The sequence below is a fragment of the Bradyrhizobium diazoefficiens USDA 110 genome, assembly GCF_000011365.1.
In the GTDB taxonomy this organism is placed as follows: domain Bacteria; phylum Pseudomonadota; class Alphaproteobacteria; order Rhizobiales; family Xanthobacteraceae; genus Bradyrhizobium; species Bradyrhizobium diazoefficiens.
Map to the genome: position 1 here is coordinate 2,683,835 of NC_004463.1, position 24,094 is coordinate 2,707,928.

The window sequence follows — 24,094 nt, forward strand, 5'->3', positions numbered from 1 at the left end:
GCCGTCGCGGCGCGACGGAATTCGACTTCAACGGCTCCCGGGCGATCGTCCGCGCGTGTGGCGCGGCGAGCCCGGGCGTGATCAAGCGATGTCGAGAGTCAGGACGCGGGTGGGGCGCGGGGCTGGAACGCCGTGCCGGCCGATTTCAGATGGATGAACTCGGCGTCGATGGTGCGGTGGAGCAGCTCGATCGCCTGCGGCAGCTCCAGGAGAGGCGGCGTCGCGGACACCACAGTGCCCGCCATCGCGACCACGGCGCAGATGGCGCAATTGTCGTCGCCCGGCTGCTCCCGGTCGGATCCTGAAGGCGATTGCTTCTGGACCGCGGCGCGGTCGGTCGAAGCGATCGCCTTGGCGGTGTCGGTCTGCTGGAGCGAGGCTTGGGAGAGGGAGGCGGCCTGGACGAACCAGTGGCTGTGGCCGAATGCCAGCGCGAATTGCACCAGCATCGCGAACAACGCGAGCCGGGCGCCGTGCCTGATATTCGACCGGAACCACTTCATCTGGAAACGCCACCCCACATCGCGAGGATCACCCTCTGATACCGCGATGTTATAATGTAACATCGCAGGAACGAGGAACGGATGTCAACGGCAGGTCGGCCCCGCGCCTGCAGGCAGCCGACCCGATGTGTCGTTCGGGCAACTAACGCCTGGTGGAAAAGCCTGGCCTAGCGCCCCGATGGAGGTGCGTTCCCTCCCCCCTTGTGGGGGAGGGCTAGGGAGGGGGGTAGCCCTGGAAAAGGTGCCGATTATTAACGCATCGCGTGTGAGTGCGCGACGGAAAGAGTCCCCGTGTGGCACCCCCCTCCCTGCCCCTCCCCCACAAGGGGGGAGGGAACGGAGAGAGCGTCGCTGTTGGCCGAATTCGATTCGACTTCAAGCTATCGGGCTTCACCGCCCTTCGCGGACCCAGGTCGCGGCGAAGGCGCCGAGCAGCAGCAGCAGGCCGATCAGGCCGGCGAAGATCGGCAGCACGCCGACGCCCTTAACGACGCTGGCGTCGCGCATCCGCACGCCCATCCAGCCGTCGCCATGGAAGACGCTCACCGAGCGCACCGGCACGATGCGCGGCAGCTCGACGCTGGCGCCATCAACCACGCGCACGGCATTGCCGCCGGTCGCCTGCGTCAGCGGCTTCAGGGTCTCGGTGGTGGAGGTGACTTCCGAAAACTCCTTCGGATTGGTCGGGCCGACATTGATCAGCGCCTTCAGCGTGCCGTCGGTCGCCTGCCACAGGCCGAGCTCGTTGGCCGGCAGGCTGGCGCGCCACTCGCCGGGATCGCCGGCGTTGAGCGTCAGGTCGCGCGACACGCCCGATGGCGAGGTCACGCTCACCGGCTGGACGCTGTCCGACATGGTCTGGCGCACCACCACGAGATCCTTGCCCTGGACCTGGAGGCGCAGCGCTTCTTCATCAAGATCCGGCTGCTTCATCAGCCAGTGCGACATCCGCCGCAAGAGATCGAGATGCGGGCCGCCGCCCTCATAGCCGCGCGCCCACAGCCAGATGTGGTCGGAGAGCAGCAGCGCGACGCGTCCCTCGCCGAAGCGCGACAGGAACAAGAGCGGCTTGCCGTCGACGCCCGTCATGACCGGCGGGTTGACGGAATTGCGGGTGTCGACGGTGCGGAAGAACCGGCTCCAGCGTGGCGGCTCGCTGGCCGAGCCCTCCAGCCCGCGCGTGACCGGATGGCGTTTGCCGATGTCGGACAGGTGCGCATAGAACGGCTTCTCGGTCACGCCGACCGGCTCGGCCGGCAGCACCGAATCCAGCGGCGTGCGCCAGATGCTGGTGTTGGAGGCATAGTCGGGACCGGCCGAGACCAGCACCGCGCCGCCCGCGCGCACATAGCGCGCGATGTTGTCGAAATAGGCGATCGGCAGCACGCCCTGGCGGGCGTAGCGGTCGAAGATGATCAGCTGGAATTCGTTGATCTTCTGCTGGAACAGCTCGCGGGTCGGAAACGCGATCAGCGACAATTCGTTGATCGGCGTGCCGTCCTGCTTCTCCGGCGGGCGGAGAATGGTGAAGTGCACGAGATCGACGCTGGCGTCGGACTTGAGCAGATTGCGCCAGGTGCGCTCGCCGGAATGCGGCTCGCCGGAGACCAGCAGCACGCGCAGCTTGTCGCGCACGCCGTCGATGGCGACGACGGCGCGATTGTTCACCGGCGTCAGCTCCCGCTCGAGCGGCGAGGCCTCGATCTCGACGATGTTCGGGCCGGCATGCTTGATGTCGACGTCCACGCTCGCGGTCTGGCCGCTCGAGAGCGTGCGCTCGTTGATGACCTCGCCGTCGCGGCGAACCGTGACCTTGGCGCGCTCGCCGGAAACGCCCTGGTCGTCGAGCCGGTAGGTGATGGTCTGGTTTTGCCCGACGATGCCGAAGCGCGGCGCCGCCGTGATCGCGATGCGGCGGTCGCGCTCGTCCTTCTGCCCGGTGATCAGTGCGTGCACCGGCGCCTGGAAGCCGAGCGCGGCGGCGTTCGCGGGAATGTCGTGGACGCGGCCGTCGGTGATCAGGAACGCGCCGGCGACGCGGTCGACCGGCACGTCCGACAAGGCCGAGGCGAGGGCGCCGAACAATCTCGTGCCGTCGGTCTCGCCGTCGGCCTGTCCGGCGTCGACGACGCGGACCTCGAGGCCCTTGATCTTCTTCAGTCCGTCGACCAGCGCTTCCTGCGCCTGGGCCGCCTCGCGATTGCGGTTGCCGAAATTCTGGCTCGGGCTCTTGTCTACGACGACCGCGGCGACCGAGGTGAGGGGATCGCGGTCCTCGCGGGTGAAGGAGGGATTGGCGAGCGCCAGCAGGAACAGCACCAGGGCGGCCACGCGCACCGCGGCGCCGCGCGCGCGCGCCAGCACCAGCACGAGCGCGATGACGACGATCGCGGCCAGCGCGAGCCAGAGGACGATCGCGGGAACAAGCGGCGTGAACGCGATGCCGTAATTCATCAGACAGACCTATCAACGTCATTCCGGAGCGATGCGAAGCATCGAATCCGGAATCTCGAGATTCCCCGGTGCGCAGTGCGCACCTGCGGTCTGGTCCTTCGGACCATCCCGGAATGACGGGGCGTGTAGCTCAAGCTCGTCACGCGCATCTCTATTGCCCCAACCGTTCGATCAGGGCCGGTGCGTGCACCTGGTCGGCCTTGTAGTTGCCGGTCAGCGTGTACATCACGATGTTGGCGCCGGCACGATAGGCGAATTCGCGCTGGCGGGTGTCGCCGCCGGTCACCGGCAGCATGTACTGGCCGTCGGGGCGCACGGCCCAGGCGCCGGCAAGGTCGTTCGAGGTGATGATGATCGGCGAGACGCCGTCGCCGCCGCGCGCCGGACGCTGCGCGCTCTCGTCGTCGTCCTCGCGCGGCAGGGTCTCGACCCAGGTCTGGCCGGAGTTGAAGCGGCCGGGGAAGTCGCGCAGCAAATAGAAGGTCTTGGTCAGCACGTGCTCGCGCGGCACCGGCTCGAGCTCGGGCACGTCGAGCGAGGACAGGATCTCGCGCAGCGCCCGCATGCCCGGCGTCTGCGAGGCGCCGTTGTCGCCGGGCGGCGCCTCGATCGCGTCGCGGGTGTCGAACAGCACGGTGCCGCCCTGCTTCATGTAGGCGTCGATCTTGTTGATGGCGTCCTGCGGCGGCTTGGGCGCGCCGGGCACGATCGGCCAGTAGATCAGCGGGAAGAAGGCGAGCTCGTCGCGCGCCGGATCGATGCCGACGGGATCGCCGGCCTCGAGCGCGGTGCGTTGCGCCAGGAACAGCGTCAGCCCGGTCAGGCCGGCCTTGACGATGGAATCGACGTCGGCATTGCCGGTCACGACATAGGCGAGGCGGGTCTGCGACACCGCCTTCATCGCGAACTCGTCCGCGGCGCTGTCGGCGCGCGCGGGCGCCGGCGGCAGTGCAGAGAGGCCCGCAAGCACGAGGCCGAGCAGGATCATTGCGGGCGCGGCGCGGCGGCGCAGCAGCGCGGCGAGGCCGCCGCCGAGCACCGCGACGATGATGGCGTCGACCAGGAACAGAGCGAGCGCCGTCGACAGCAGCCAGCCGCGCAAGTCGCGCGGCTCGGCATTGGTGTAGGTGGCGTGCCGGGCGCGCAGGCTCGCGGTGTTCAGGGCTGCGATGCGGTCGGCGCTAGCAAGCGTGTTCACGGCGAGCGGTCCTTCTGCAGGACCATAGAAGCCCGGCGGATGATCGGGTGTGGCGCGGTCGCGATAATCGGCCGGAAGCGGCTTTGCCGTGGCCGGCGGCGGACCGAAGGCGCCGAAGCCGTCGAGCATGTGCAGCGGCGCCACCGTCTCGGTGGTCGCCTCGCTGGCAACGCCGGCGCCGGGCTTGGTGGTGTATCCCGACATGTCGACGACCCGCCGCAGCATTTCGACGAAGATGCCCGACATCGGCAGATCCGACCAGCGCATGTCGGCGCTGACGTGGAACAGGCTGACGACGCCCTTGCCGCGATGCTCGCCGGTCACCAGCGGGGTGCCGTCTTCCAGCGACGCCCAGCTCTTGGTGGCGAGCACGGCATCGGGCTCGGCCAGGACCTGGCGGCTCACGGTGACGTCCTTGGGGACCACGACGCCGGCAAACGGACCGTCGGCCGCGAAGGCGGCGAGGTGTTGCGGCTTCTCCCAGGTCAGGCTGCCGCCGAGCGTGCGGCCGCCCTTGCGCAGCTTGACCGGCACGAGATCGTCTTCGGCCTGCGCCAGGCGGGGCCCGGCGAACCGCACCAGCACGCCGCCCTGGTCGATCCAGGCATTGAGACGCTCGCGGATTTCAGGCGCGATGGTGCCGACATCGGCGAGGATGATCATCGGCAGCTTCTGGTCGAGGAACTGGGTGATGCCCTGCTGCGGCGAGCCCTTGTCGGCGAGCCGCACGTCGGCGAACGGCGCCAGCGCGCGGGTGAGGTAGAAGGTCGGCGCCAGCAGCGGCTGCGCGGTCTCGCTGGTCGAGCCCGAGACGATGCCGATGGCGCGGCGGCGCCAGCGCTTGTCGAGCAGCTGCACCGCGCCGGCGGAGCGCTCGCCCGATATCTCGAGCCGCGTGATGTCGTTGCGCAGCTCGACCGGCAGGTCGAACGAGGCCTCGGTTTCCTTGTCCTGCGGGCCGAACGAATAACGGGCTTCGCCGATCGGCGATGCCTTCTGGTCCAGAGCGCGCACGGTGCCGACGGCGATGCCGCCGTCGGTGCGCAGCACCTTCACCGTCATCCTGGCGGCGGCGTTCTCGGCCGCGACCAGCGCCAGCGGCGAGGAGGTGCCGCCTTCGAAGATGGTCAGGCTGCGATCGCCGATGGTCTTGCCGAGGGCTTGCACGAATTCCTCGCCGCGCCCGGTATCGACGCCATCCGACAGCCAGGCGATCTCGCAGTCGCCGGTGGCCTTGAGGAAGCGATCGACCGCTGCGAGGGTTTCGACGCGCTCGATCGAATAGGGCTTTGGTACCAGCTGGCGCAGCGCGACGCGCGCCGCCCCCGCCGGCATCAGGGTGATATCGCGGTTCGGCTCGGACAGCGGCACCAGCGCGATGGCGCGGCGGTCGTTGTCGGCGTTGGCGATCAGCTCGTCGGCGGCCCTGATCCTGACGTCCCAGTTCGAGGCCGCGCTCCAGCCGTCGTCGAGCATGATCATCAGCGGCGCCTTGCTGCCCGCGAGCCCGGTTTGCGGATTCCAGATCGGGCCGGCGGCGGCGAATATTACGAGGGCCGCAGCCAAAAGCCGCAGCGCAGTCAGCCACCACGGCGTCCGCGAAGGCGTCTCTTCCCTTGGCGCGATGTCGAACAGCAGGCGCGTCGGCGGAAACTCGATCCGGCGCGGCCGCGGCGGCATCACGCGCAGCAGCCACCACAGCACCGGCAGGCTGACGAGGCCGATCAGGAGCAGCGGTTCGGTGAAGGCGAGCGGCAATCCCATCATGCGGCCGGCCCCGCTTTGATGGAGGTGGTGCGCGCGCCCGACTTGCTCACCTGCATGCCGGCATGCAGGAACAGCAGCAGCTCGGCGGCGGAGCGGTCGGTCGCATGGGTCGTGAACAGCCAGTCGAGCTTCGAGGTCTCGGCGCGGATCTGGTCGCGGTGCAGCGCGAGCCGCGCGGTGTAGTCCTGCGCCCAGCTTTCGGCGCGGCCGGCGGTGATCACGCCAAAACCTTCCGGCTCGACGAACTCGACGCGGCCGGAATAGGGGAAGGACTCCTCGGCGGGATCGACGACCTGCACCATTGTGCCATGCGCGCCGGAGCCGGAGAGCCCTGCGAGCGTCGTCCTGATCTCGGCGATCGGCGACCAGAAATCCGACAGCACGATGATCTCGGCGAGCGCGGAAGGAACGAAGGAGGGCGGCAGGCTCAGCCGGTCGGCATCGTCATGCAGCATCGCCTGCGCCATCTTGTCGATGACGCTGCGGCTCGCGGTCGGCGCCATCAGCCCGGGAATGCCGACGCGCTCGCCGCCGGAGACCAGCAGTTCGGCCAGCGCAAAGGCGACGATCAGCGTGCGTTCGAGCTTGGACTCGCGCGCGGTCTTCGAGGCAAACGCCATCGACGGCGAGCGGTCGGGCCAGATCCAGACCGTGTGCGAGGCTTCCCATTCGAGCTCGCGGACATAGAGATGGTCGTCGCGCGCCGAGCGCCGCCAGTCCACGTTCTGCGACGGCTCGCCGGAGACGAAGCGGCGGTATTGCCAGAAATTTTCGCCGGAGCCGGCGCGGCGCCTTCCGTGCAGGCCGTGGATGACGTTGGCGGCGACGCGGCGGGCTTCGAGCACCAGGCGCGGCAAGGAAGCGGCGAGCGTGCGGCTTTCGCCATCGGCACGTCGGATCGCGATGATCTCCTTCGTTGTGTGCCCGTTCTCGGCGGCCATCAACCGATCCGTGTTTTCAACTGCCGGATCACGTCCGGAATCGTGCGCCCCTCGGCGCGCGCCTGGAAGGTCAGCGCCATGCGGTGCTTCAGAATAGGTTCGGCGAGGTCGAGCACGTCGTCGACCGAGGGTGCGAGCCGTCCGTCGATCAGCGCACGGGCGCGCACCGCCAGCATCAGGGATTGGCTGGCGCGCGGGCCGGGGCCCCAGGCGATGAACTTGCCGGTCTCGCCGCTGTCCGGACCCGGACGGGCCGAGCGCACCAGCGACAGGATCGCCTCGACCACGGAATCGCCGACCGGCAGGCGCCGGATCAGCCGCTGCGCGGTGATCAGCGCATCCGCGGTCATCGATCCCTTCGCCAGCGTCTCCTCGGCGCCGGTGGTCTCGAACAGGATGCGGCGCTCGGCGTCGCGATCGGGATAGTCGACGTCGATCTCCATCAGGAAGCGGTCGAGCTGCGCTTCGGGCAGCGGATAGGTGCCTTCCTGCTCCAGCGGGTTCTGGGTCGCGAGCACGTGGAACGGCTTCGGCAAATCGTGCCGCGCGCCGGCAACGGTGATGTGCTGCTCCTGCATCGCCTGGAGCAGCGCCGACTGCGTGCGCGGGCTGGCGCGGTTGATCTCGTCGGCCATCAGGAGCTGCGCGAACACCGGACCTGCGATGAAGCGGAAGGAACGCTTGCCCGCGGTGCTCTCGTCAAGCACCTCGGCGCCGAGGATGTCCGACGGCATCAAATCGGGCGTGAACTGGATGCGCTTGGCGTCGAGACCGAGCGTGACGCCGAGCGTCTCGACCAGCTTGGTCTTGGCAAGGCCCGGCACGCCGATCAGCAGCGCATGGCCGCCGGAGAGGATGGTGACCAGCGTGTTCTCGATCACGCGGTCCTGGCCGAAGATGACGGACGCGATCGCGTCCTTTGCCGCCCGAATCTGGCTCGAGACCTGCTCGGCCGAGCGGACGATTCCATCCTCGAGTTTCTCGACACTCTCCGCCATCCGTTAGCTCCTTCAGCCTGCCGCGCGGCTCGCTCGCGTCGTCATGTCATCGCATCAGGTCAGATGCATCAAATCTTCACTTCAAGCGAAGACGTCAAACCAAGTCATGGCCCCTATGCTAGACTTGCAGGAAGGCCATGTATTCGTTGAATTAACCTATCCCCACCTTATCGGCTTAAGGGTATGTAGGGCATCACGAAGTGGCGACCTCCACACCGGACTAATCCGGGGTGGAACCGTTCGCCGATGGACAGCGTAAACCTGCACCAATCGTGCCAAAGGACAAAGTCAGGGCAAACCATGGCGAACCAAGGGCAGAGCGCCGATCGTGGTCTTGAGGGGCTGACTGCCGCCGCCAAGAGTGCTGCCAGTGCCGAAGGCGCCAAAAAGGGCCTGCCTCCGGTGCATCTATGGAATCCGCCGTTCTGCGGCGATCTCGATATCCGAATCGCGTCCGATGGTACTTGGTTCTACATGGGGACGCCAATCGGGCGTCACGCGCTGGTCCGCCTGTTCTCGACCATCCTGAAGCGCGAGGGCGACAAGCATTTCCTCGTGACGCCGGTGGAGAAGGTCGGCATCCGCGTCGACGACGCGCCGTTCATGGCGGTCGAAATGCAAGAGGACGGCGAGGACAACCATCGCGTGCTGCGCTTCCGCACCAATGTCGACGACTGGGTCACCTGCGATGCCGCGCACCGGCTGCGCTTCGAGCAGGCAGTGGACGGCGGGCTGACGCCCTATCTGCACGTCCGCGCCGATCTCTGGGCCAAGGTGACCCGCGCGCTCTATTACGATCTGGTTGACATGGGCGAGGAGCGGATGGTCGATGGCCAGCCGATGTTCGGCGTCGAATCGGCCGGCGAATTCTTCGCCATGGCCGATGCGGACGAGGTGAGGGCCGCGCTTTGAACAAGCCTATCCTGAAAAGCGAGCCTGTCGCGCTTGGCGCGGCGGATTTCTTTGCCCGTTCCAGGGCGAAGCTCGGCTTCGACGTTCCGTCCGGCCTCTACGATCCGAACATCATTCCGGCCTCGGGCGATCCCGGGACCGACAAGATGCTGGAGATCGTCGCGCGCGAGCAGCCGGTGCGGCCGGCGGCGGTCCTGATCGCGGTGGTGGACCATCCCGAGCCGACCGTCCTGCTGACGCAGCGTTCGGCGCATCTCAACGACCACGCCGGCCAGATCGCCTTTCCCGGCGGCAAGATCGACGCGACCGACACCTCGCCGCTCGATGCGGCACTGCGCGAGGCCGAGGAGGAGGTCGGGCTGTCCAGAGACTTCGTCGAGCCGATCGGCTATCTCGATCTCTACGGCACCGCCTTCGGTTTCCGCATCCTGCCGACGGTCGCGAGGGTCCGGCCCGGCTTTGCGCTCACGATCAACCACTCCGAGGTTGATGATGCGTTCGAGGTGCCGCTATCCTTCCTGATGAATCCGGCGAACCACCAGGTGCACAGCAAGGAATTCCGCGGCATGGAGCGCTTCTACTATGCGATGCCGTTCGCGGAGCGTTACATCTGGGGTGCAACGGCCGGAATGCTGCGTGTGCTGTATGAGCGGATCTACTCATCATGATCCGGACGGTTCTGACCGAGATCGGAATTTTCCTCGTTCCCTTTGCCGTCTATGCGTTGTTCCTGGCCGCCAGCCGGTCCGGCCTGTTCGTGCAATCGTCCTGGCCGGTCACCATCGTCGCCCGCCTTGCCCTCATGGCGATCGTGCTTGTGATCGCGGGTCTGATCGGCCTGGCGCAATTCTCCGGCGCCGGCCCGGAGTCGACCTACGTTCCCGCCCATATCGAGAACGGCAAGTTCGTGCCGGGCACGGAAAAATAGGGGCCTGCCGATGAGCGCGGAGCCGATCCTCGCCGATGCGCCATGGCTGATCTCCGGCGGCACCGCGCGCGTCCTGCAATTGCTGGGCGCTGATGGCGAGGAGGCGCGGGTGGTCGGCGGCGCGGTGCGCAACGCGCTGCTCGGTCTTGTGCCCGGCGACATCGACATCGCGACCACGGCGCGGCCGGAGGAGGTGGTGCGGCGCGCCAAGGCTGCCGGCATCAAGAGCGTGCCGACCGGCATCGACCACGGCACCGTCACGCTGGTCATCGACGGGCATCCCTACGAAGTCACGACCCTGCGCGAGGATACCGAAACCTTCGGCCGCAAGGCCAAGGTCGCGTTCGGCCGCGACTGGGTGAAGGACGCCGAGCGGCGCGACTTCACCATGAACGGCCTGTCGGTCGATGCGACCGGTGTCGTGTACGACCATGTCGGCGGGATCGCGGATGCAAGAGCGCGCCGCGTGCGCTTCATCGGCGACCCCGACCAGCGCATCGCCGAGGATTATTTGCGCATCCTGCGCTTCTTCCGCATCCACGCCGCCTTCGGCGCCGGCGAGCCCGACCGCGACGGCTATCTCGCCTGCATCCGGGGACGCGCGGGCCTTGCCAGCCTGTCGGCCGAGCGGGTGCGCATGGAGATGCTGAAGCTGCTGGTGGCCGGCGGTGCGTCCGCCGCCGTGCTGGCCATGGCCGAGGGCGGATTGCTGCAGGCGCTGATCGGCGGCGTCGCCTATACCGGGCCGCTGGCGAGCATGGTCGCGATCGAGCGCGAGCTTGGCCTGCCGGCGAGCGTCACCCGGCGCCTGGCCGCGCTGACGGTGGCCGTGACGGAAGACGCCAAGCGCGTCGCCACGCGCCTGCGGCTCTCCAACGCCGAGGCCAAGGCGCTGGATTCGATGGGGCACCGCTGGTGGCGGTTTGCCACCAAGGACGAGGCCAATGCGCGGCGGCTGCTCTACCGGCTCGGTGCCGAGCGCTATCACGATCGCGTGTTGCTCGGCTGGGCGCGGGCGGCGGGCGACGTGCATTCGTCGCGCTGGCGCGAACTCGCCGAGCTGCCGCAGCGCTGGACTGCGCCGAAATTTCCGCTCCGCGCCGCCGACTTCATCGCGCGCGGGATGGCGGAAGGGCCCGCGCTCGGACATGTGTTGACACTCGCCGAGGACGCTTGGCTTGCGGCGGATTTTCCACTAGAGGAAGCCGCGCTCGCTTCCATCGCAGATCAAGCTGCGGCACGCGTCAGCCGCGAACGGAAAACGTGACCATCGTCTCGGGCTTCGCCGACATCTCGATCTTTCAGCTTCTGCTGGTCGCGTTGATGGCGTTGTTTGCTTCGATCATCGGTGGTCTCGCCGGCTACGGCACCGGCGCGCTGATGCCGCTGGTGCTGGTGCCCCTCGTCGGCGCCGAGCCCGTGGTGCCGATCATCGCGATCTCCGCGATCTTCACCAATTCGAGCCGTGCGCTCGCCTATGTCCGCTATGCCGACCGCCGCCGCGCGCTGATCGTGCTGGCCTGCGCGGCGCTGACGACCGCGCTCGGCGCCTACGGCTATACGCGCCTCACCAATGCGGGCGCCGCGCTCGTGATCGGCACCATGCTGATCCTGAGCGTGCCGCTGCGCCGCGTGCTCCGCCGCCGCCAGGTCAGGATCGGCGACACCGGCCTTGCCGCAGGCTCCGTCGGCTACGGCGTGCTGGTCGGCGGCACCTCCGGCTCCGGCGTGATCCTGCTCTCGCTCTTGATGGCCGCAGGCCTCGAAGGCGCCGCCGTGATCGCGACCGATGCGATGATCTCGCTCGGCACCGGCCTGATCAAGATCTCGGTGTTCGGCCTCGCCGGCGCCGTGAATGCGCAGGTGCTCGCCTTCGCACTGCTGATCGGGGCGATCGCGATCCCCGGCGCATTCCTCGCCAAGGCGTTCGTCGAGCGGATGCCGGTGCACATCCACACCGCGATCCTAGATGCGGCGGTGATCACCGGCGGGCTGGTGATGATCTCGGCGGCGGCGCGGCAGCTCGTCGCGTAGGTGATCCTCGCGGCATTTGCGTCTGGATCGCGGATATTGGCCCCGTCGTCATTCCGGGGCGCGCCTCTTGGCGCGAGCCCGGAATCCATTCATCCACCGACGCTGCAGCCCGATGGATTCCGGGCTCGCGCGGCGCGCGCCCCGGAATGACGAGACGGGCCAGGGCGTGTGCCCAGGAACGTCAGGTTTCGCGCCCAAACCGGAAATCGCCAGGCATAACCGCCATCGGCGGCTTTTGACCCAACTCAGATATCGGCGCGAGCTTCCGTCTCGCGTTTTGCGTTCAGGACCACGGCGGCTCTTCGCCCGCCGCGGCTGCCTCATGGTTGATCGTGACGCCCGCCGAACGCAACCCGGTCAGCAAGACAGTTCTTACCGAGGCGGGATCAAATCCAATATCCTTGGCGTTTGGTGGATGTGCCTCGCTGTCCTTCAATCGGAGCGCCAGGTGCAATTGCTCGCAAAGGTGCTGAACGACGCGATTGACTTGATCGTCAGTCATCGTTGGCTTCCTCCTGCTACCTTTTGTTCGACTAGGTAGCACAAAATAGGGCGGTACGCGATTGGACGGCCCCAAGCCCAACCCCACACTCGTGGACGGGCCGGCCCGTCTGGTACGCCGGAAGTGACTGGCAGCGATGGGACATTGAGTCCAATCAGCGCATGCGGATGAGCTTGACTAGTGCCGTTCGGCTTCGGCTTCCTGTTCCAACTGCAGGATGCGCGCCCGTAACGCGTCGAACGTCTCTTCGGCGGCCTCGCTGAACAGCGGATCCTCAGGATTGGTCATGGCCGAGGCGATCTCCGTCCAATCCTCAGGCTCGAGAGCCTTCAGGGCGGCGGGAAAGAAATCGCGATCTTCCTTCATGATGTGGCGCCGCTCGTGCTCGATGAAATCGCGAACGATGGCATCCACGTCCTGCCGAAGCAGTTCGCGGTCGGCAAGAACGTTGTCGACCGCATGAGCGACGCGGCGCAAGAGTTCGGCCCCTTTCTGGTGTTCGCGGGCGAGATCACCGACCTTCGCAGCCGCAGCCGGATCGCGAATTTGCAACTTGGCGAAGACCAGGTCTTCCTGAGGGTGGTGGTAAACCTCCGGGTAAAGCTCGAAGTAGCTGATAACCGCGCCAATAACCTCATAGTCGGGGCGGTCGCCGCGGTCGAAAACCTCAAGTTCCCGCTCGAGGATGGCGAGCAGTTTCTCAATGTTGCGGTGCTCTTGGCTTAAGCGCTCAATGATCATTGGTGCGATCCACAAGGTGACCGATTGAGAAGCTCTTGAAAGCTTAGCCCCAAGTCGCCTCAGCGCTTTGCGCTAGATCAAGCTCCGGAGGCATGGTGCGCCATCCGCCTGTTCTATGTCGCTTATTTTGCCAATAGCGCGTCACGAATGGGAGGTCCGGGCTTGGACCGAAGCGGAACTCACCCAACAAAAGTGGAAACTCTTCCGCTGGTAGCTGTTTCTCGATAGCTCAACCTTTTAACGAATTATTAGGAGGCTCTACCGCAACTAGTTCTAGAAGAAAACAACAACCCTACCGGGTTTCAATACCCGGAGTAATCGCGTGAATGTACCCGCTCTCCTGATCCCAGAAGATCTCATCGATCGCGGTGCTCGCTCAGATCGATCGGTCGCGACCACTGTGTTCGCCCTGCTCGCCATCGCGTCGCTTCTCCCCACGCTGCTCACGCCCATTCCGGCGATGGTCGATTACCTCAACCACCTCGCCCGCATGTATCTTCTGAGCCAAATGGGCACCGCCAATGCCAATCCATATTACCAGGCGGCCTGGGCCTTCTATCCCAATCTGGCGATGGACTTGGTGGTCCCGCCAATGGCGCGGCTGATCGGCGCCGAGAACGCGACTCGGCTGTTTCTTCTTTTCGGCCAGTTGTTGATCATCGGCGGCGCGCTTGCGCTCGAATGGGTTGTGAAGCGGCGCGTTCACCTCGCCGGCTTCGCGGCGCTCTTGTTCCTCTACTGCCTGCCGTTCACGTGGGGATTCGTCAACTTCGAATGCGCTCTCGGCATCGCGCTCTGGGGCATCGCCGCTTATCTGTTCGCCGCCGAGCAACCAACTCCGGTACGTTTCGCCGTCAACACAGCTTTCGTGGTGGTGCTGTTTGCGGCGCATTTCTTTTCCTTGGGGATCTATGGCGCGACGCTCGGGTTCTATGAGCTGTGGCGCGCCTTCGACCGGAAACTGCCTTACCGCGACGCCGCGCTCCGGCTCGTCACGCTCGCAATACCGGCCGTGGCGCTGTTGGTCGTCATGCGACTGACCGCGGGCTCTGTCGGAAGCGAGGGCACGTTTTGGTATTTTGACTACAAGCTGCTCTGGCCATTTTTTATCATGAACGGCTACAGCATGGCTGTCTCGGGGGCGAGCGCGCTCGTGCTAATGGCTGCGTTATACGTCGCCGCAAGGTGCGGCATGCTAAAGCTGCAGCCTGCCGGGATCTGGGTCGCAACTGGCTTCGCGCTCCTCTACCTTGCGATCCCGCCAAGGCTATTCGGCACGGCGTTCGCGGATATTCGGGTTCTTCCTGCGGCCGCTTTGATCCTTCCCGCCTTCTGTTCGCTGTCACTGCCGAGCCGACGATGGACGATGGCCGCGCTCGCCATTGTCGGCGGCATCACGCTGGCCAATCTGGCCGTCGTGCTCGTGGTCTGGCTGTCGTACCGTGGAGACTATTCAGCTTTCATTCGGTCTTTTCAGAAGATTGATCGTGGTTCGAAGATACTGATCGGGACCAGCGGAGAGGGCGATGATCCACCGTTCAAGGACCTCACTCAGTATCCAATGTATTATGCGCCGACCCTGGCGGTGCATTACGCCAATGCTTTCGTGCCGAACGTATTCGCCGAGGCCGGCAAGCAGCCGGTTCAGGCGCGGACCGAGGTCCGCCGTCTCGCCATTCCCTACGGTGGGCCTGTGCCGATACGCCTGCTGAGTGCAATCGCCGCAGGCCAGATGACGGCGTCCGACGACGCCGCCTTCATCCGCACCTGGTATCGAGATTACAACTATCTTTATCTGCTCGGCACCGGCGTGGCGAACCCGCTGCCAGACATGCTGAAGGAATTGGACAGGTCCGAGCGCTTCGTTCTCTACAAGATCCGCCGCACACCTTAGAGTATTTTCCTCTACGCGACGGACATGATTTCTCATCATCGATCATTCGCTGGAGCCCGTTTGCTCCTGACATTTTTTCTATAGGCATCCGCGGACGGCGGGCTCGCCGCAGCGATGCCGGCTGCGCGCTTAGCGCAGCAGTTGCCCTCGTGTAAGCGTGCCGATGATGAAGTTACGCCCGCAACTAGGCCGTGTACTCATAAATCAAGATTCACTACCGCGGCTGTGAACGATGTCCGCTATCCGACGTTTTGCGGACTCAATCCGGACATCGCCTCAGGTCAGAAAAGTGCCACCCCGGACGTGCGGAGCAAACTAACGGATAGTCGTTTCTGATAGCGCAGGCGAGCAGGGGATAGTTCCTGTTCGTCGGGGATTGTCTTGCGATCCCGGTCACGTTGAAGCTGATTTCGGCGTCACGACGATAATGGCCGCGCACGGCAACGACCCTTTAAGGCGGTAAGTGTGCGGATGAGCGCAATCGAAATACATCGAATCGCCTTGGCCCAGCGTGAAGTCCTCTCCCTCCAGGTTCACCACAAGCTCGCCATCCAAAACGTAGATGATCTCCGCGCCCGGATGCTCGTGAGGCTCCGACTGCTCGTCTTCCTTTACAAACTCGACGTAATAGCCGTTGAGCTTGCGGTCGCTGACCGGATAGTCGAGCGACTCGAAGCAGTAAGCGGGCGAAGTCCGTCCGGCCTTCTCCGGAAGACGAATGCGGTCCGCCTTGCGCACGACCGCATGTACCGGCCGGTCGCTGTCCTCTCTGAAAAAGTGATCGAGCCCGACGCCGAACACTAAAGCGATCCGCAACAAGGTCGGTAGCGTCGGAAACAGATGCCCGCGTTCGATTTTCGACAGCATCGCCGGCGAGAGACCGGTGTGCTCGCTTAGCTGGACCAGCCCCAGCTTTTTGCGCAGCCGCAGCCGGCGGATCTTTGGGCCGATGGCGTAGCCCTTAAGGGCCGTGATCAGAGTCTCCGATAGCATGGTTCCGGTCTCATTTCATCCCAGTTCAAAGATGGAACGTGCGTTTTATCCTCACGAAAACTAGTTTGCATATCACGCTAATGTGCCCTTGATGAAAATTTGTTTTACTACCATTCAAGAAGGGCAAGGCAAAACACGTTTCTCCCGTCCCTCGAAACCGGAACGCGGGCCGCCAAGCCGGCCCCCGCAAGTTACAGGAGCTAAAAGATGAGCAGAGTAGGTATTGCGTCGAAGGCCGCGGTCGTCATGGCCGTGGTAGGTTTGGCGATCGGCAGCACTTTCGCGCGCGCCAGCAATCAGGACATTGTCGACACGGCGGTCGGTGCCGGCCAGTTCAAGACGCTGGCGGCGGCGCTCAAGGCGGCCGACCTGGTTGCTACCCTGAAAGGTCCCGGACCGTTCACGGTGTTCGCACCGACGGACGAGGCATTTGCCAAGTTGCCGGCCGGCACGGTGGAGAACCTGCTGAAGCCCGAGAACAAAGCGAAGCTGACGGCCATCCTCACCTACCACGTGGTGCCGGGCGCAGTGAAAGCTGAGCAGGTAACTAAGCTGGACCAGGCCAAGACCGTCAACGGAGCAATGGTGAAGGTCACGACCAAAGGAGGCAAGGTGACGATCAACGATGCTACCGTCGTAAAGGCTGATATCCCGGCCTCGAACGGAATGATTCACGTCATCGACAAGGTCATCCTGCCGCCCCAGAACTGATCGGCCATATCCCTCAACGGATCGACCGCCGGTCCGCCTTGCCCCAAAGCGGACTGGCGCCTTCTCGACAAGGCCCCCCCCACGAGATGCGATCGCTACTGCTCATCCGAGACAAGAGAACCACTGACATTCTTTTGCCGAACAACAGCGACGAAGATCCATTCGAATGAAAATGCGCGCGGCCGAACTCGGTAGTTTACTTTTGTTTGTTGCGCTCGTTCTGGGTGGCGGCCTTATCATCGGTTTCGCGACCGTGCCCGGTGCATGGTATGCGGCGCTAAGCAAGCCGCCTTTCAGTCCGCCTAACTGGATCTTTGCCCCGGTTTGGAGCATGCTTTATATTATCATCGCGATCGCTGGATGGCGTGTTTGGAGAGAGGGCCGCAACAACTTACCGATGAAGCTATGGTGGGGACAACTGGCTCTGAATTTCGTTTGGTCACCCATATTCTTCTCAGGCCATCGCATCGATATCGCCCTTGGCGTAATCGTGCTGCTTCTGATGACGATCGTTGGCTTCATCATGATAACCTGGCGATGGGATAAGATCGCATCTCTGCTGTTCGCGCCTTACGCGGTGTGGGTGGCATTCGCTTCGGTTCTGAACGGCGCAATCTGGCTATTGAACTAACAGGAGGCCGGATGCGCCGCCGCATTGTCATCGTCAGTGACAAGATGCAAAGAGGCTACCGCTATGTATTGTCTGCGCCGGCCGGGCGCGATTTCGACCCGCAATTCCGGCCCGATTTGACGCCGAAGCAGATGCTGGAACTCGGCGTGTTCTGCGGCAAATACCTCACCGATTGTCGTGACGAGTTTCCCGCGAGTTGGTTCGCGCGGGCGAAGCTCTCGCCTTTTGGCCGCGACTGCCTTTGCAACTATTTCGGCGTGGACGCCAGCCAAAGCTTGTCGGAATGGCGGAGAAAGGGCTGGATGCATCCGAACGATCCGCGCGGCTGGTTCCAGTGGTATTGTCGATACTACCTAGGCCGGCGCTTGCCTGAGGAGGACACGCGACAGATCGGGCGCTGGAAGGCCATGAGGCGACACGTGTCACAGATCAGGAAGCATTGCGAACTGTGCGACCCGACTTGCCGGCCGCGCCAGCGCCAGGCGTTGTTACATTGGGCCTACGACAGCCGGAGAATTTAGACGTCGCGTCGTCATTACCGCCCCGCACAGCGCGACACCTCATCCTATGACGCGGTGATTGCCGCGAGTTGTTGCTCGACGTCAGTTAAGGGTCATTCGCGTCGCTTTTGTGCATCAGCAGCATGTCCGCTATCCGGCTCATCTCGGACTTACAATTCCTCGTTGCGAACACCGAGATAGACGTGATTCAAGCTCTCAAACCGGGGCCTCGAATCATGAGATACGAACTCACGGACTTTGAGTGGGCCGCCATCAGGCCGTTCCTTCCTAACAAGCCGCGCGGCGTACCGAGGGTCAATGACCGACGTGTCCTAAACGGCATCTTCTGGATATTGCGGTCAGGCGCACCATGGCGCGATCTGCCGGAGAGCTTTGGGCCTTACACGACCTGCTACAATCGGTTCGTCCGTTGGCGAATGGCTGGCATCTGGGACCTGATCATGAAAGCCCTCGCCGAAGCTCATGATGGCTCCGTCCAGATGATCGACACTTCCATTGTTCGCGTCCACCAGCATGGAGGTTGCGCGGGAGGGAGCGAAAAAAGACTGATGGGCCGGTCGAGAGGTGGGTTAACAACCAAAATACATGCCTGCGTGGATACCAACGGATTGCCCGTTCGTCTCGAACTGACGACCGGTGCGGCCCATGATAACCGGCTCGTCACCGGGCTGCTATCTGATCTGAAATCAAGGGCGATGCTGCTCGCTGACCGTGGATACGATGCAGATTGGATTAGAGCGCTCGTCAGTGAACGCGGCGCTTGGGCCAACATTCCTCCGAAGCGAAATCGCAAAGATCCTATTTGTTTTAGTCCGTACCTGTATCGGGCGCGCAATTTGGTCGAGCGTTTCTTTAACAGGATCAAGCAGTGTCGGCGTGTTGCGACTAGGTACGACAAACTCGCGGCAAACTACCTCGCCTTCATCAAACTTGCATCTATCCGAATTTGGTTACGCACTTATGAGTCCACGCCCTAGTCATCTGGAACGGAAGTTCGTGACATTAGTTGATCGCTCGGATCTCTAGAGAGGAGAGCGCTCGTGGCGAATGCAGGTGTGAAAGGCCGGCCGATCGCGCCGTTGGTGCTGAGTTCGCAGGAGCGGGCGTACTTGGAGAGGCAAGTTCGTCGTCATCGTGTAGCCCGATCGCTATCTGAGCGATGCCGCGCGATCCTGCGGTGTGCAGATGGTCTGCCAAGCAAGTCTGTGGCTGCCGAACTTGGCATCCATGAACACACCGTCGGCAAGTGGCGCCGCCGATTCTTGAAGGATCGTTGTGATGGCCTGCTTGACGAAGCCCGCCCGGGCCGCCCTCGAACCATCGACGATGATCAGGTTGCCGAGGTAATCGAGCGGACATTGCGTACGACGCCGCCCGACGCAACGCACTGGTCGATCCGCTCGATGGCTGCGGATACTGGCTTTTCTCACACCACGATCCGCCGAATGTGGACGGCGTTCGGCTTGCAGCCGCACCGCAGCCAGACATTTAAACTATCGAGCGATCCGCTATTCGTCGATAAGGTGCGCGATATTGTCGGGCTTTATCTGTCGCCGCCTAACCGAGCCGTTGTCCTCAGTGTCGATGAGAAAAGCCAGATCCAGGCACTCGATCGCGAGCAGCCGGTCTTGCCGATGATGCCTGGGGTGCCGGAACGTCGCACGCATAGCTATGTGCGGCATGGTACGACCACGCTGTTTGCCGCGCTCGATGTCGCTTCCGGCTTCGTCATTGGCAAATGCTACAAGCGCCATCGGGCGCTCGAGTTCTTGAAGTTTCTCAAAGAGATCGACGCTCAAATCCCTGAGGGGCTCGCTGTCCATATCGTCATGGACAACTACGCTACCCACAAGACCCCCAAGATTAAAGCGTGGCTCGCTCGCCGGCCGCACTATCATGTCCACTTCACGCCGACTTCCGCGTCGTGGATCAATCAGATCGAGCGCTGGTTCGCTGAACTCACCAGAAAGCAGATCCGGCGAGGTGTTCACACCTCCGTCAGGCAGCTCGAAGCCGACATCCGTACCTTCATCGAATTGCACAACAACAACCCGAAGCCCTTCAAATGGACCAAGTCCGCAGACCAGATCTTGGCTTCCGTCAAACGCTTTTGCCACAAAGCCCAGCAGACTTTATGTGGCGAACTTTAGATTCATGTGACTAGCTAGTGAGAACAATGAGAACAATAAGTCCCGACGCATCAGATGGCACCTGTCCGTAAGTCTGGTCGTGGCCCTTCTGCACCATGTGGCGATGTCCGCTCCTGCGCCGCGATTGGCGCAAAAGCGGACATCAGACGCTCCGGAGCCGAGCGCTCCGATCTAACTAGGACGCGGCCTTAGCCGCGCCTATTCCTCGTCTTCGTCGTCCTCGTCCTCTTCTTCATCCTCGTCCACCTCTTCCAGGTGTTCGAGCACGGCGAGCGGCAGCGTCTCGCGAAACAGGTCGCCTTCCACGCCCATCCAGAGGCAGATCACGTCGTCGCCTTTGACTTCCGCGACGGTCAGCGGCTGGCCGCCGGATTTGAGCATGACGATATCGCCGGCTTTCAGTTCCATGGATGGTCCTTTCGGGTTGATTGACTTGAGAGGCTAGCAAGCCGGCATGACACGCCGATCACGGACTGCGGGATCAGTGGATGTGCTGCGGCAGCGCGCATCCGCTGCCAAGGCTGCTGAAACGCCGACGACGGAGCTTCAGGCCGGGAGCGGGACCATGACGGAGGCAAGGGCGCCTGCGCGATGGGTTGCGCAGGGGCTTGTCTGTCCCATGCGCCGCGATGATGGCATCATGCGCCTGTTTCGCCCGACGGGTCAAACGGTTTCGTAAAATCCGTAAGCCGTTGATTTTGCTGCAGCCGGCTACTGTGCATGGGGTTGTTTTTCGCGTTTTTGTTTCGCGCCCTGGTTACGACCGGTCCGGCACCAGCTCGGTCAGCGAGCGGATGATGCGATCGGGCCTCACGGTCGAGCCTTCGGGCAGGCCGTCGCCATGCACGTCGATCCAGATCGAATAGATGCCGAGGCGCTGCGGCGTCACGACTTCCCATTCGAGGTTGTCGCCGATCATCCAGGTGTCATCAGCGGCGACGCCGAGGGTCTCCATCGCGTGCAGATAGGCGCGCTCCTCCGGCTTGCCGAAGCCGTGCTCGCCCTCGATCTGGATGTGGTGGAAGCGGTGCGCGAGCTCGAAGCGCTCGACCTTGGCGCGCTGGGTGTCGGCGGCGCCGTTGGTCACCAATGCGAGCTTGATGCCGAGCGCCTTCAACTTGTCGATCGCCTCATGCGCGCCGGGGAAGACGAACATCTCCTCCTCGCGATAGGCGGTGAAGCGGTCCGCGAGGCGGACGGCGAGATCATCTGGCAGGGCGCGGTGGCCGGCGGCCGCGAGCGCGGCGAAGCCGCCCTTGACCGTGAGGTGCCGGGCCTCGGCGAGCTTCATCCGCCAGGCGGCTTCCGCATTGGCCCAGAATTTTCGCGCGAAAGCCAGGACCGCGGTCGCGACCTCTCGCGGCGGCAGCGGCGCAAGCTCCTCGGCAAACTCGTTCGCGATCGTGTTCCAGGCGATCTCGGGCCGGCCATAGGCCGACAGGATGATGTCGTCCATGTCGATCAGCATGGCGCGGGGGAGCGGCCTCATGATGGTCATGGCCATTTCACCTCCGGCGGCAGCGACGACAGGATCGAATCCACATTGCCGCCGGTCTTGAGCCCGAAGATGGTGCCGCGATCGTAGAGCAGGTTGAACTCGACATAGCGGCCGCGCCGGATCAGTTGCTCCTCGCGGTCCGCAGCGGTCCAGGCGCTCGCGAAATTGCGCCTGACGATATCAGGGTAGATCTTCAGGAAGGCGCGGCCGACGTCCTGGGTGAAGGCGAGGTCGGCGTCCCAGTCGCCGCTGTCGTGCCAGTCGTAGAAGATGCCGCCGATGCCGCGCGCCTCTTTGCGGTGCGGCAGGTAGAAATACTCGTCGCACCATTTCTTGTACTTGTCGTAATCGGCAACGCCGTTCGGCTGCACGCAGGCCTCTTTCATCGCGGCGTGGAAGGCGATGCTGTCGGCGTCGTCCTGCGTGCGCCGGCGATCCAGCACCGGCGTGAGATCGGCGCCGCCGCCGAACCAGGCCTTGGTGGTGACGACGAAGCGCGTGTTCATGTGCACGGCGGGCACGTGCGGATTGCGTAAGTGCGCGATCAGCGAGATGCCGGAGGCCCAGAACCGCGGATCGTCCGCCGCGCCCGGAATCTGAGCGCGAAACTCGGGCGCGAACTCGCCGTGCACGGTCGAGCAATGCACGCCGACCTTCTCGAACAGCCGGCCCGACATCATCGACATCACACCGCCGCCGCCGGCCGCACCGCTATGATCGGTGCGCTGCCAGGGCGTCCGCGTGAAGCGGCCAGCCTCGCCCGGATAGAGGCCTTGCGGGGCGTCGTCCTCCAGCCGCTCGAAGCTCGCGCAGATGTCGTCGCGCAAAGCTTCGAACCAGGCGCGGGCGCGCGTCTTGCGGTCTTCGATTGTCGAAACGTCCATATTCAATTCCCGAACGGACCTGCCGTAGGGTGGGCAAAGGCGCCCTTGCGCCGTGCCCACCATCTATCACCATTTGTCTTGATTGGTGGGCACGCTACGCTTTGCCCACCCTACGAAATCTAACCTTGCGGACCGTAATAGGTGCAGCTCTCGTTGCAACTGTCGCGATGGATGCTGACGCGGGTGAGCTTGCCGATATGCTGTAGCCGCTCCCAGACGAAGCGCGACAGGTTTTCCAGCGTCGGCTTGCCCAGCGCCTCGATCTTGTTGAGGAACTTGTGGTCGAGCGTCAGGCGCACATCCTCGATGGCGCGCTGGAGCAGGCCGAGATCGACCACCATGCCGGTCTCAGGGTCGGGCGTGCCGCGCACAGTCACCTCGGCGCGGAAGGAGTGGCCGTGGATCTCTTCGCTGGCTGCGCCAAAGGTCGTTCCCGACAGCGAATGCGCCGCCTCGAAGCGGAACGATTTCGTCAATTCCCACATCTGTTCGAAAACCAATCCTATCTGATGCCGAGCGATTTATGCGTCTGCACGCTCAGCCGCCATTGCGGATGGCGCAGGCAGTAGTCGATCGCGCGCGCGGTGTTCTCGGCAACCTCGGGCCCGTCCATCGGCTGCAGCGAGAAACGCTCGAAGGCGAGGCCCTCGAAGGTTTCCGGCGCGGCGAGCGCCTGCGGATAGACCAGCTTCAGCTCGTGGCCGCGGCGCAGCACCAGCTCGCTGCCGCCCTTGGGGCTGACGCAGATCCAGTCGAGGCCATCCGGTGCGGCAATCGTGCCGTTGGTCTCGACGCCGATCTCGAAGCCTCGCGCATGCAGCGCATCGATCAGCGCGTCGTCGACCTGGAGCAGCGGCTCGCCGCCGGTGAGCACCACGTAGCGGTTGTCGTTGGAGGCGGTCCATTGCGCCGCGATGGTGTCGGCGAGCTCCACGGCCGACGCGTAGCGGCCGCCGAGCGTGCCGTCGGTGCCGACGAAATCGGTGTCGCAGAACTTGCAGGTCGCGTCCTGACGGTCGGCCTCGCGCCCGCTCCACAAATTGCAGCCGGCAAAGCGGCAGAACACGGACGCGCGCCCGGCATGGGCGCCTTCGCCTTGCAGGGTCAGGAAGATTTCCTTGACCGCGTAACTCAATGGTCTCTCCTCAACATATCAACCTTGCGGGTTCCGGATCTGCCGCAGCGCCTCGCCTGCGGCCATCGCCGCGGTCATGGCGACATTGAGCGACCGCAGTCCCGGGGCGATCGGGATCACCAGCCGCGCATCCGCGGCCTCGACCACCGCGTCGGTGACGCCGGCGCTCTCGCGCCCGAATAGCAGGATGTCCGACGTCTGGTAACGGAAATCGCGGTAGTCGGTGGCAGCCTTCGTGGTGAACAGCAGCAGCCGGCAGCCCTGTGCCGCGCGCCACTCCTCGAATTGCGGCCAGGAGACATGGCGGGTGATGCTGACTTGGTCGAGGTAATCCATTCCCGCCCGGCGGAAATGCCGGTCGGAGACGGGGAACCCTGCCGGTTCGATGATGTGGGCGGCCAGCCCAAGGCAGGCGCAGAGCCTGAGAATCGTGCCGGTGTTCTGGGGGATGTCGGGCTGGAAGAGCGCTATCTGCATGGGCGGCGGCGGGTTGGTTGTGGGCCGGAAATGTCTCAATAAAACATCGCTGGCCGCGGAATTCGTGCATTGCACGCTTCCCCGCCGTTAGCGGGCTTGCGCTCGCCCGGCAAGGGTGCCAATAGAACGATTCTGGACTGCTGTTTTCGCTTGTTTTGGCGGGGACAAGCGAAGTTCTGCCGCCGCGGGGGGTCGCGGGCGCCGGCAGCCAGTTCTGGGGAC

At 64.2% G+C, this 24,094-nt stretch carries 25 protein-coding genes; 11 read left to right on the plus strand and 14 right to left on the minus strand.

Annotation, left to right across the window (positions count from 1 at the left end):
* Positions 1–98: 98 nt before the first annotated feature.
* From BJA_RS12075 to BJA_RS12095, 5 genes are all read right to left on the minus strand, one after another.
* On the minus strand, positions 99–503 hold the full coding sequence (locus BJA_RS12075) for a DUF2946 domain-containing protein (RefSeq protein WP_038967401.1): 405 nt from the start codon (positions 501–503) through the stop codon (positions 99–101).
* A 390-nt stretch (positions 504–893) separates the two neighbouring features.
* Positions 894–2,957, minus strand: a complete 2,064-nt coding sequence (locus BJA_RS12080; protein WP_011085249.1) for a membrane protein — start codon at positions 2,955–2,957, stop codon at positions 894–896.
* Between the two features lie 151 nt (positions 2,958–3,108).
* Positions 3,109–5,922: a DUF4159 domain-containing protein gene (locus BJA_RS12085; RefSeq protein ID WP_011085250.1), complete on the minus strand. Its 2,814-nt coding sequence runs from the start codon at positions 5,920–5,922 to the stop codon at positions 3,109–3,111.
* Positions 5,919–6,863, minus strand: coding sequence for a DUF58 domain-containing protein (locus BJA_RS12090; RefSeq protein ID WP_011085251.1), 945 nt, complete (start codon positions 6,861–6,863; stop codon positions 5,919–5,921). The genes BJA_RS12085 and BJA_RS12090 overlap by 4 nt, the downstream gene beginning before the upstream one ends.
* Positions 6,863–7,861: an AAA family ATPase gene (locus BJA_RS12095; RefSeq protein WP_011085252.1), complete on the minus strand. Its 999-nt coding sequence runs from the start codon at positions 7,859–7,861 to the stop codon at positions 6,863–6,865. The genes BJA_RS12090 and BJA_RS12095 overlap by 1 nt, the downstream gene beginning before the upstream one ends.
* 300 nt (positions 7,862–8,161) lie before the next feature.
* On the opposite strand from BJA_RS12095, the gene BJA_RS12100 reads away from it, so the two are divergent.
* Genes BJA_RS12100 through BJA_RS12120 form a run of 5 tightly spaced genes read left to right on the plus strand, consistent with a single transcriptional unit; the run spans position 8,162 to position 11,735 of the window.
* On the plus strand, positions 8,162–8,773 hold the full coding sequence (locus tag BJA_RS12100; protein ID WP_028175034.1) for a DUF1285 domain-containing protein: 612 nt from the start codon (positions 8,162–8,164) through the stop codon (positions 8,771–8,773).
* The gene (locus BJA_RS12105) at positions 8,770–9,441 is read left to right on the plus strand and encodes a CoA pyrophosphatase (RefSeq protein WP_038967402.1); all 672 of its coding nucleotides are present in this window, start codon (positions 8,770–8,772) and stop codon (positions 9,439–9,441) included. Before BJA_RS12100 ends, BJA_RS12105 begins: the two co-directional genes overlap by 4 nt.
* Entirely contained in the window at positions 9,438–9,701 is a 264-nt protein-coding gene (locus BJA_RS12110; RefSeq protein WP_011085255.1) for a DUF6111 family protein, read from the plus strand. The genes BJA_RS12105 and BJA_RS12110 overlap by 4 nt, the downstream gene beginning before the upstream one ends.
* A 10-nt stretch (positions 9,702–9,711) precedes the next feature.
* Positions 9,712–10,968: a CCA tRNA nucleotidyltransferase gene (locus BJA_RS12115; protein ID WP_011085256.1), complete on the plus strand. Its 1,257-nt coding sequence runs from the start codon at positions 9,712–9,714 to the stop codon at positions 10,966–10,968.
* Positions 10,965–11,735 carry a sulfite exporter TauE/SafE family protein gene (locus BJA_RS12120; protein ID WP_011085257.1) on the plus strand — a complete coding sequence of 257 codons (771 nt, stop codon included), beginning with the start codon at positions 10,965–10,967 and terminating at the stop codon, positions 11,733–11,735. Before BJA_RS12115 ends, BJA_RS12120 begins: the two co-directional genes overlap by 4 nt.
* A gap of 283 nt (positions 11,736–12,018) precedes the next feature.
* Here the strand turns inward: BJA_RS12120 and BJA_RS12125 are convergent, their stop codons facing one another.
* The gene (locus BJA_RS12125) at positions 12,019–12,237 is read right to left on the minus strand and encodes a hypothetical protein (protein ID WP_039183971.1); all 219 of its coding nucleotides are present in this window, start codon (positions 12,235–12,237) and stop codon (positions 12,019–12,021) included.
* Between the two features lie 177 nt (positions 12,238–12,414).
* Positions 12,415–12,978, minus strand: a complete 564-nt coding sequence (locus BJA_RS12130; RefSeq protein ID WP_011085258.1) for a hemerythrin domain-containing protein — start codon at positions 12,976–12,978, stop codon at positions 12,415–12,417.
* Between the two features lie 322 nt (positions 12,979–13,300).
* On the opposite strand from BJA_RS12130, the gene BJA_RS12135 reads away from it, so the two are divergent.
* A complete protein-coding gene (locus BJA_RS12135; protein WP_011085259.1) occupies positions 13,301–14,872 on the plus strand; it encodes a hypothetical protein in 1,572 nt (523 codons plus the stop codon).
* Between the two features lie 393 nt (positions 14,873–15,265).
* On the opposite strand, the gene BJA_RS12140 is transcribed toward BJA_RS12135, so the two are convergent.
* A complete protein-coding gene (locus BJA_RS12140) occupies positions 15,266–15,865 on the minus strand; it encodes a helix-turn-helix domain-containing protein (RefSeq protein ID WP_011085260.1) in 600 nt (199 codons plus the stop codon).
* A 207-nt stretch (positions 15,866–16,072) separates the two neighbouring features.
* Here BJA_RS12140 and BJA_RS12145 point away from each other — a divergent pair, with 207 nt between their 5' ends.
* The 5 genes from BJA_RS12145 to BJA_RS12165 all read left to right on the plus strand — a co-directional run bounded on the left by BJA_RS12145 (position 16,073) and on the right by BJA_RS12165 (position 19,878).
* Complete coding sequence (locus BJA_RS12145) at positions 16,073–16,576, plus strand: fasciclin domain-containing protein (RefSeq protein ID WP_011085261.1); 504 nt, start codon at positions 16,073–16,075, stop codon at positions 16,574–16,576.
* Between the two features lie 166 nt (positions 16,577–16,742).
* Positions 16,743–17,207 (plus strand): TspO/MBR family protein, encoded by a 465-nt coding sequence (locus BJA_RS12150; RefSeq protein ID WP_011085262.1) that lies wholly within the window; start codon positions 16,743–16,745, stop codon positions 17,205–17,207.
* Positions 17,208–17,218: 11 nt separating this feature from the next.
* Positions 17,219–17,728: a hypothetical protein gene (locus BJA_RS12155; protein ID WP_063921413.1), complete on the plus strand. Its 510-nt coding sequence runs from the start codon at positions 17,219–17,221 to the stop codon at positions 17,726–17,728.
* A 215-nt stretch (positions 17,729–17,943) separates the two neighbouring features.
* A complete protein-coding gene (locus BJA_RS12160; RefSeq protein WP_063921609.1) occupies positions 17,944–18,705 on the plus strand; it encodes an IS5 family transposase in 762 nt (253 codons plus the stop codon).
* A 63-nt stretch (positions 18,706–18,768) separates the two neighbouring features.
* Positions 18,769–19,878, plus strand: a complete 1,110-nt coding sequence (locus BJA_RS12165) for an IS630-like element ISBj5 family transposase (RefSeq protein WP_011085265.1) — start codon at positions 18,769–18,771, stop codon at positions 19,876–19,878.
* A 198-nt stretch (positions 19,879–20,076) separates the two neighbouring features.
* Here BJA_RS12165 and BJA_RS12170 read toward each other — a convergent pair whose 3' ends face one another.
* The 6 genes from BJA_RS12170 to BJA_RS12195 all read right to left on the minus strand — a co-directional run bounded on the left by BJA_RS12170 (position 20,077) and on the right by BJA_RS12195 (position 23,872).
* Positions 20,077–20,286 (minus strand): YodC family protein, encoded by a 210-nt coding sequence (locus tag BJA_RS12170; RefSeq protein ID WP_011085266.1) that lies wholly within the window; start codon positions 20,284–20,286, stop codon positions 20,077–20,079.
* A 349-nt stretch (positions 20,287–20,635) separates the two neighbouring features.
* The gene (locus BJA_RS12175) at positions 20,636–21,382 is read right to left on the minus strand and encodes an HAD family hydrolase (RefSeq protein ID WP_011085267.1); all 747 of its coding nucleotides are present in this window, start codon (positions 21,380–21,382) and stop codon (positions 20,636–20,638) included.
* Positions 21,373–22,260 carry an oxygen-dependent coproporphyrinogen oxidase gene (gene hemF, locus BJA_RS12180; RefSeq protein WP_028175030.1) on the minus strand — a complete coding sequence of 296 codons (888 nt, stop codon included), beginning with the start codon at positions 22,258–22,260 and terminating at the stop codon, positions 21,373–21,375. Before hemF ends, BJA_RS12175 begins: the two co-directional genes overlap by 10 nt.
* A 119-nt stretch (positions 22,261–22,379) precedes the next feature.
* Complete coding sequence (locus tag BJA_RS12185) at positions 22,380–22,745, minus strand: 6-pyruvoyl trahydropterin synthase family protein (RefSeq protein WP_011085269.1); 366 nt, start codon at positions 22,743–22,745, stop codon at positions 22,380–22,382.
* A 17-nt stretch (positions 22,746–22,762) separates the two neighbouring features.
* Positions 22,763–23,395: a 7-carboxy-7-deazaguanine synthase gene (queE, locus tag BJA_RS12190; RefSeq protein WP_011085270.1), complete on the minus strand. Its 633-nt coding sequence runs from the start codon at positions 23,393–23,395 to the stop codon at positions 22,763–22,765.
* An 18-nt stretch (positions 23,396–23,413) separates the two neighbouring features.
* The gene (locus tag BJA_RS12195; RefSeq protein ID WP_011085271.1) at positions 23,414–23,872 is read right to left on the minus strand and encodes a tRNA (cytidine(34)-2'-O)-methyltransferase; all 459 of its coding nucleotides are present in this window, start codon (positions 23,870–23,872) and stop codon (positions 23,414–23,416) included.
* Positions 23,873–24,094 lie beyond the last annotated feature (222 nt).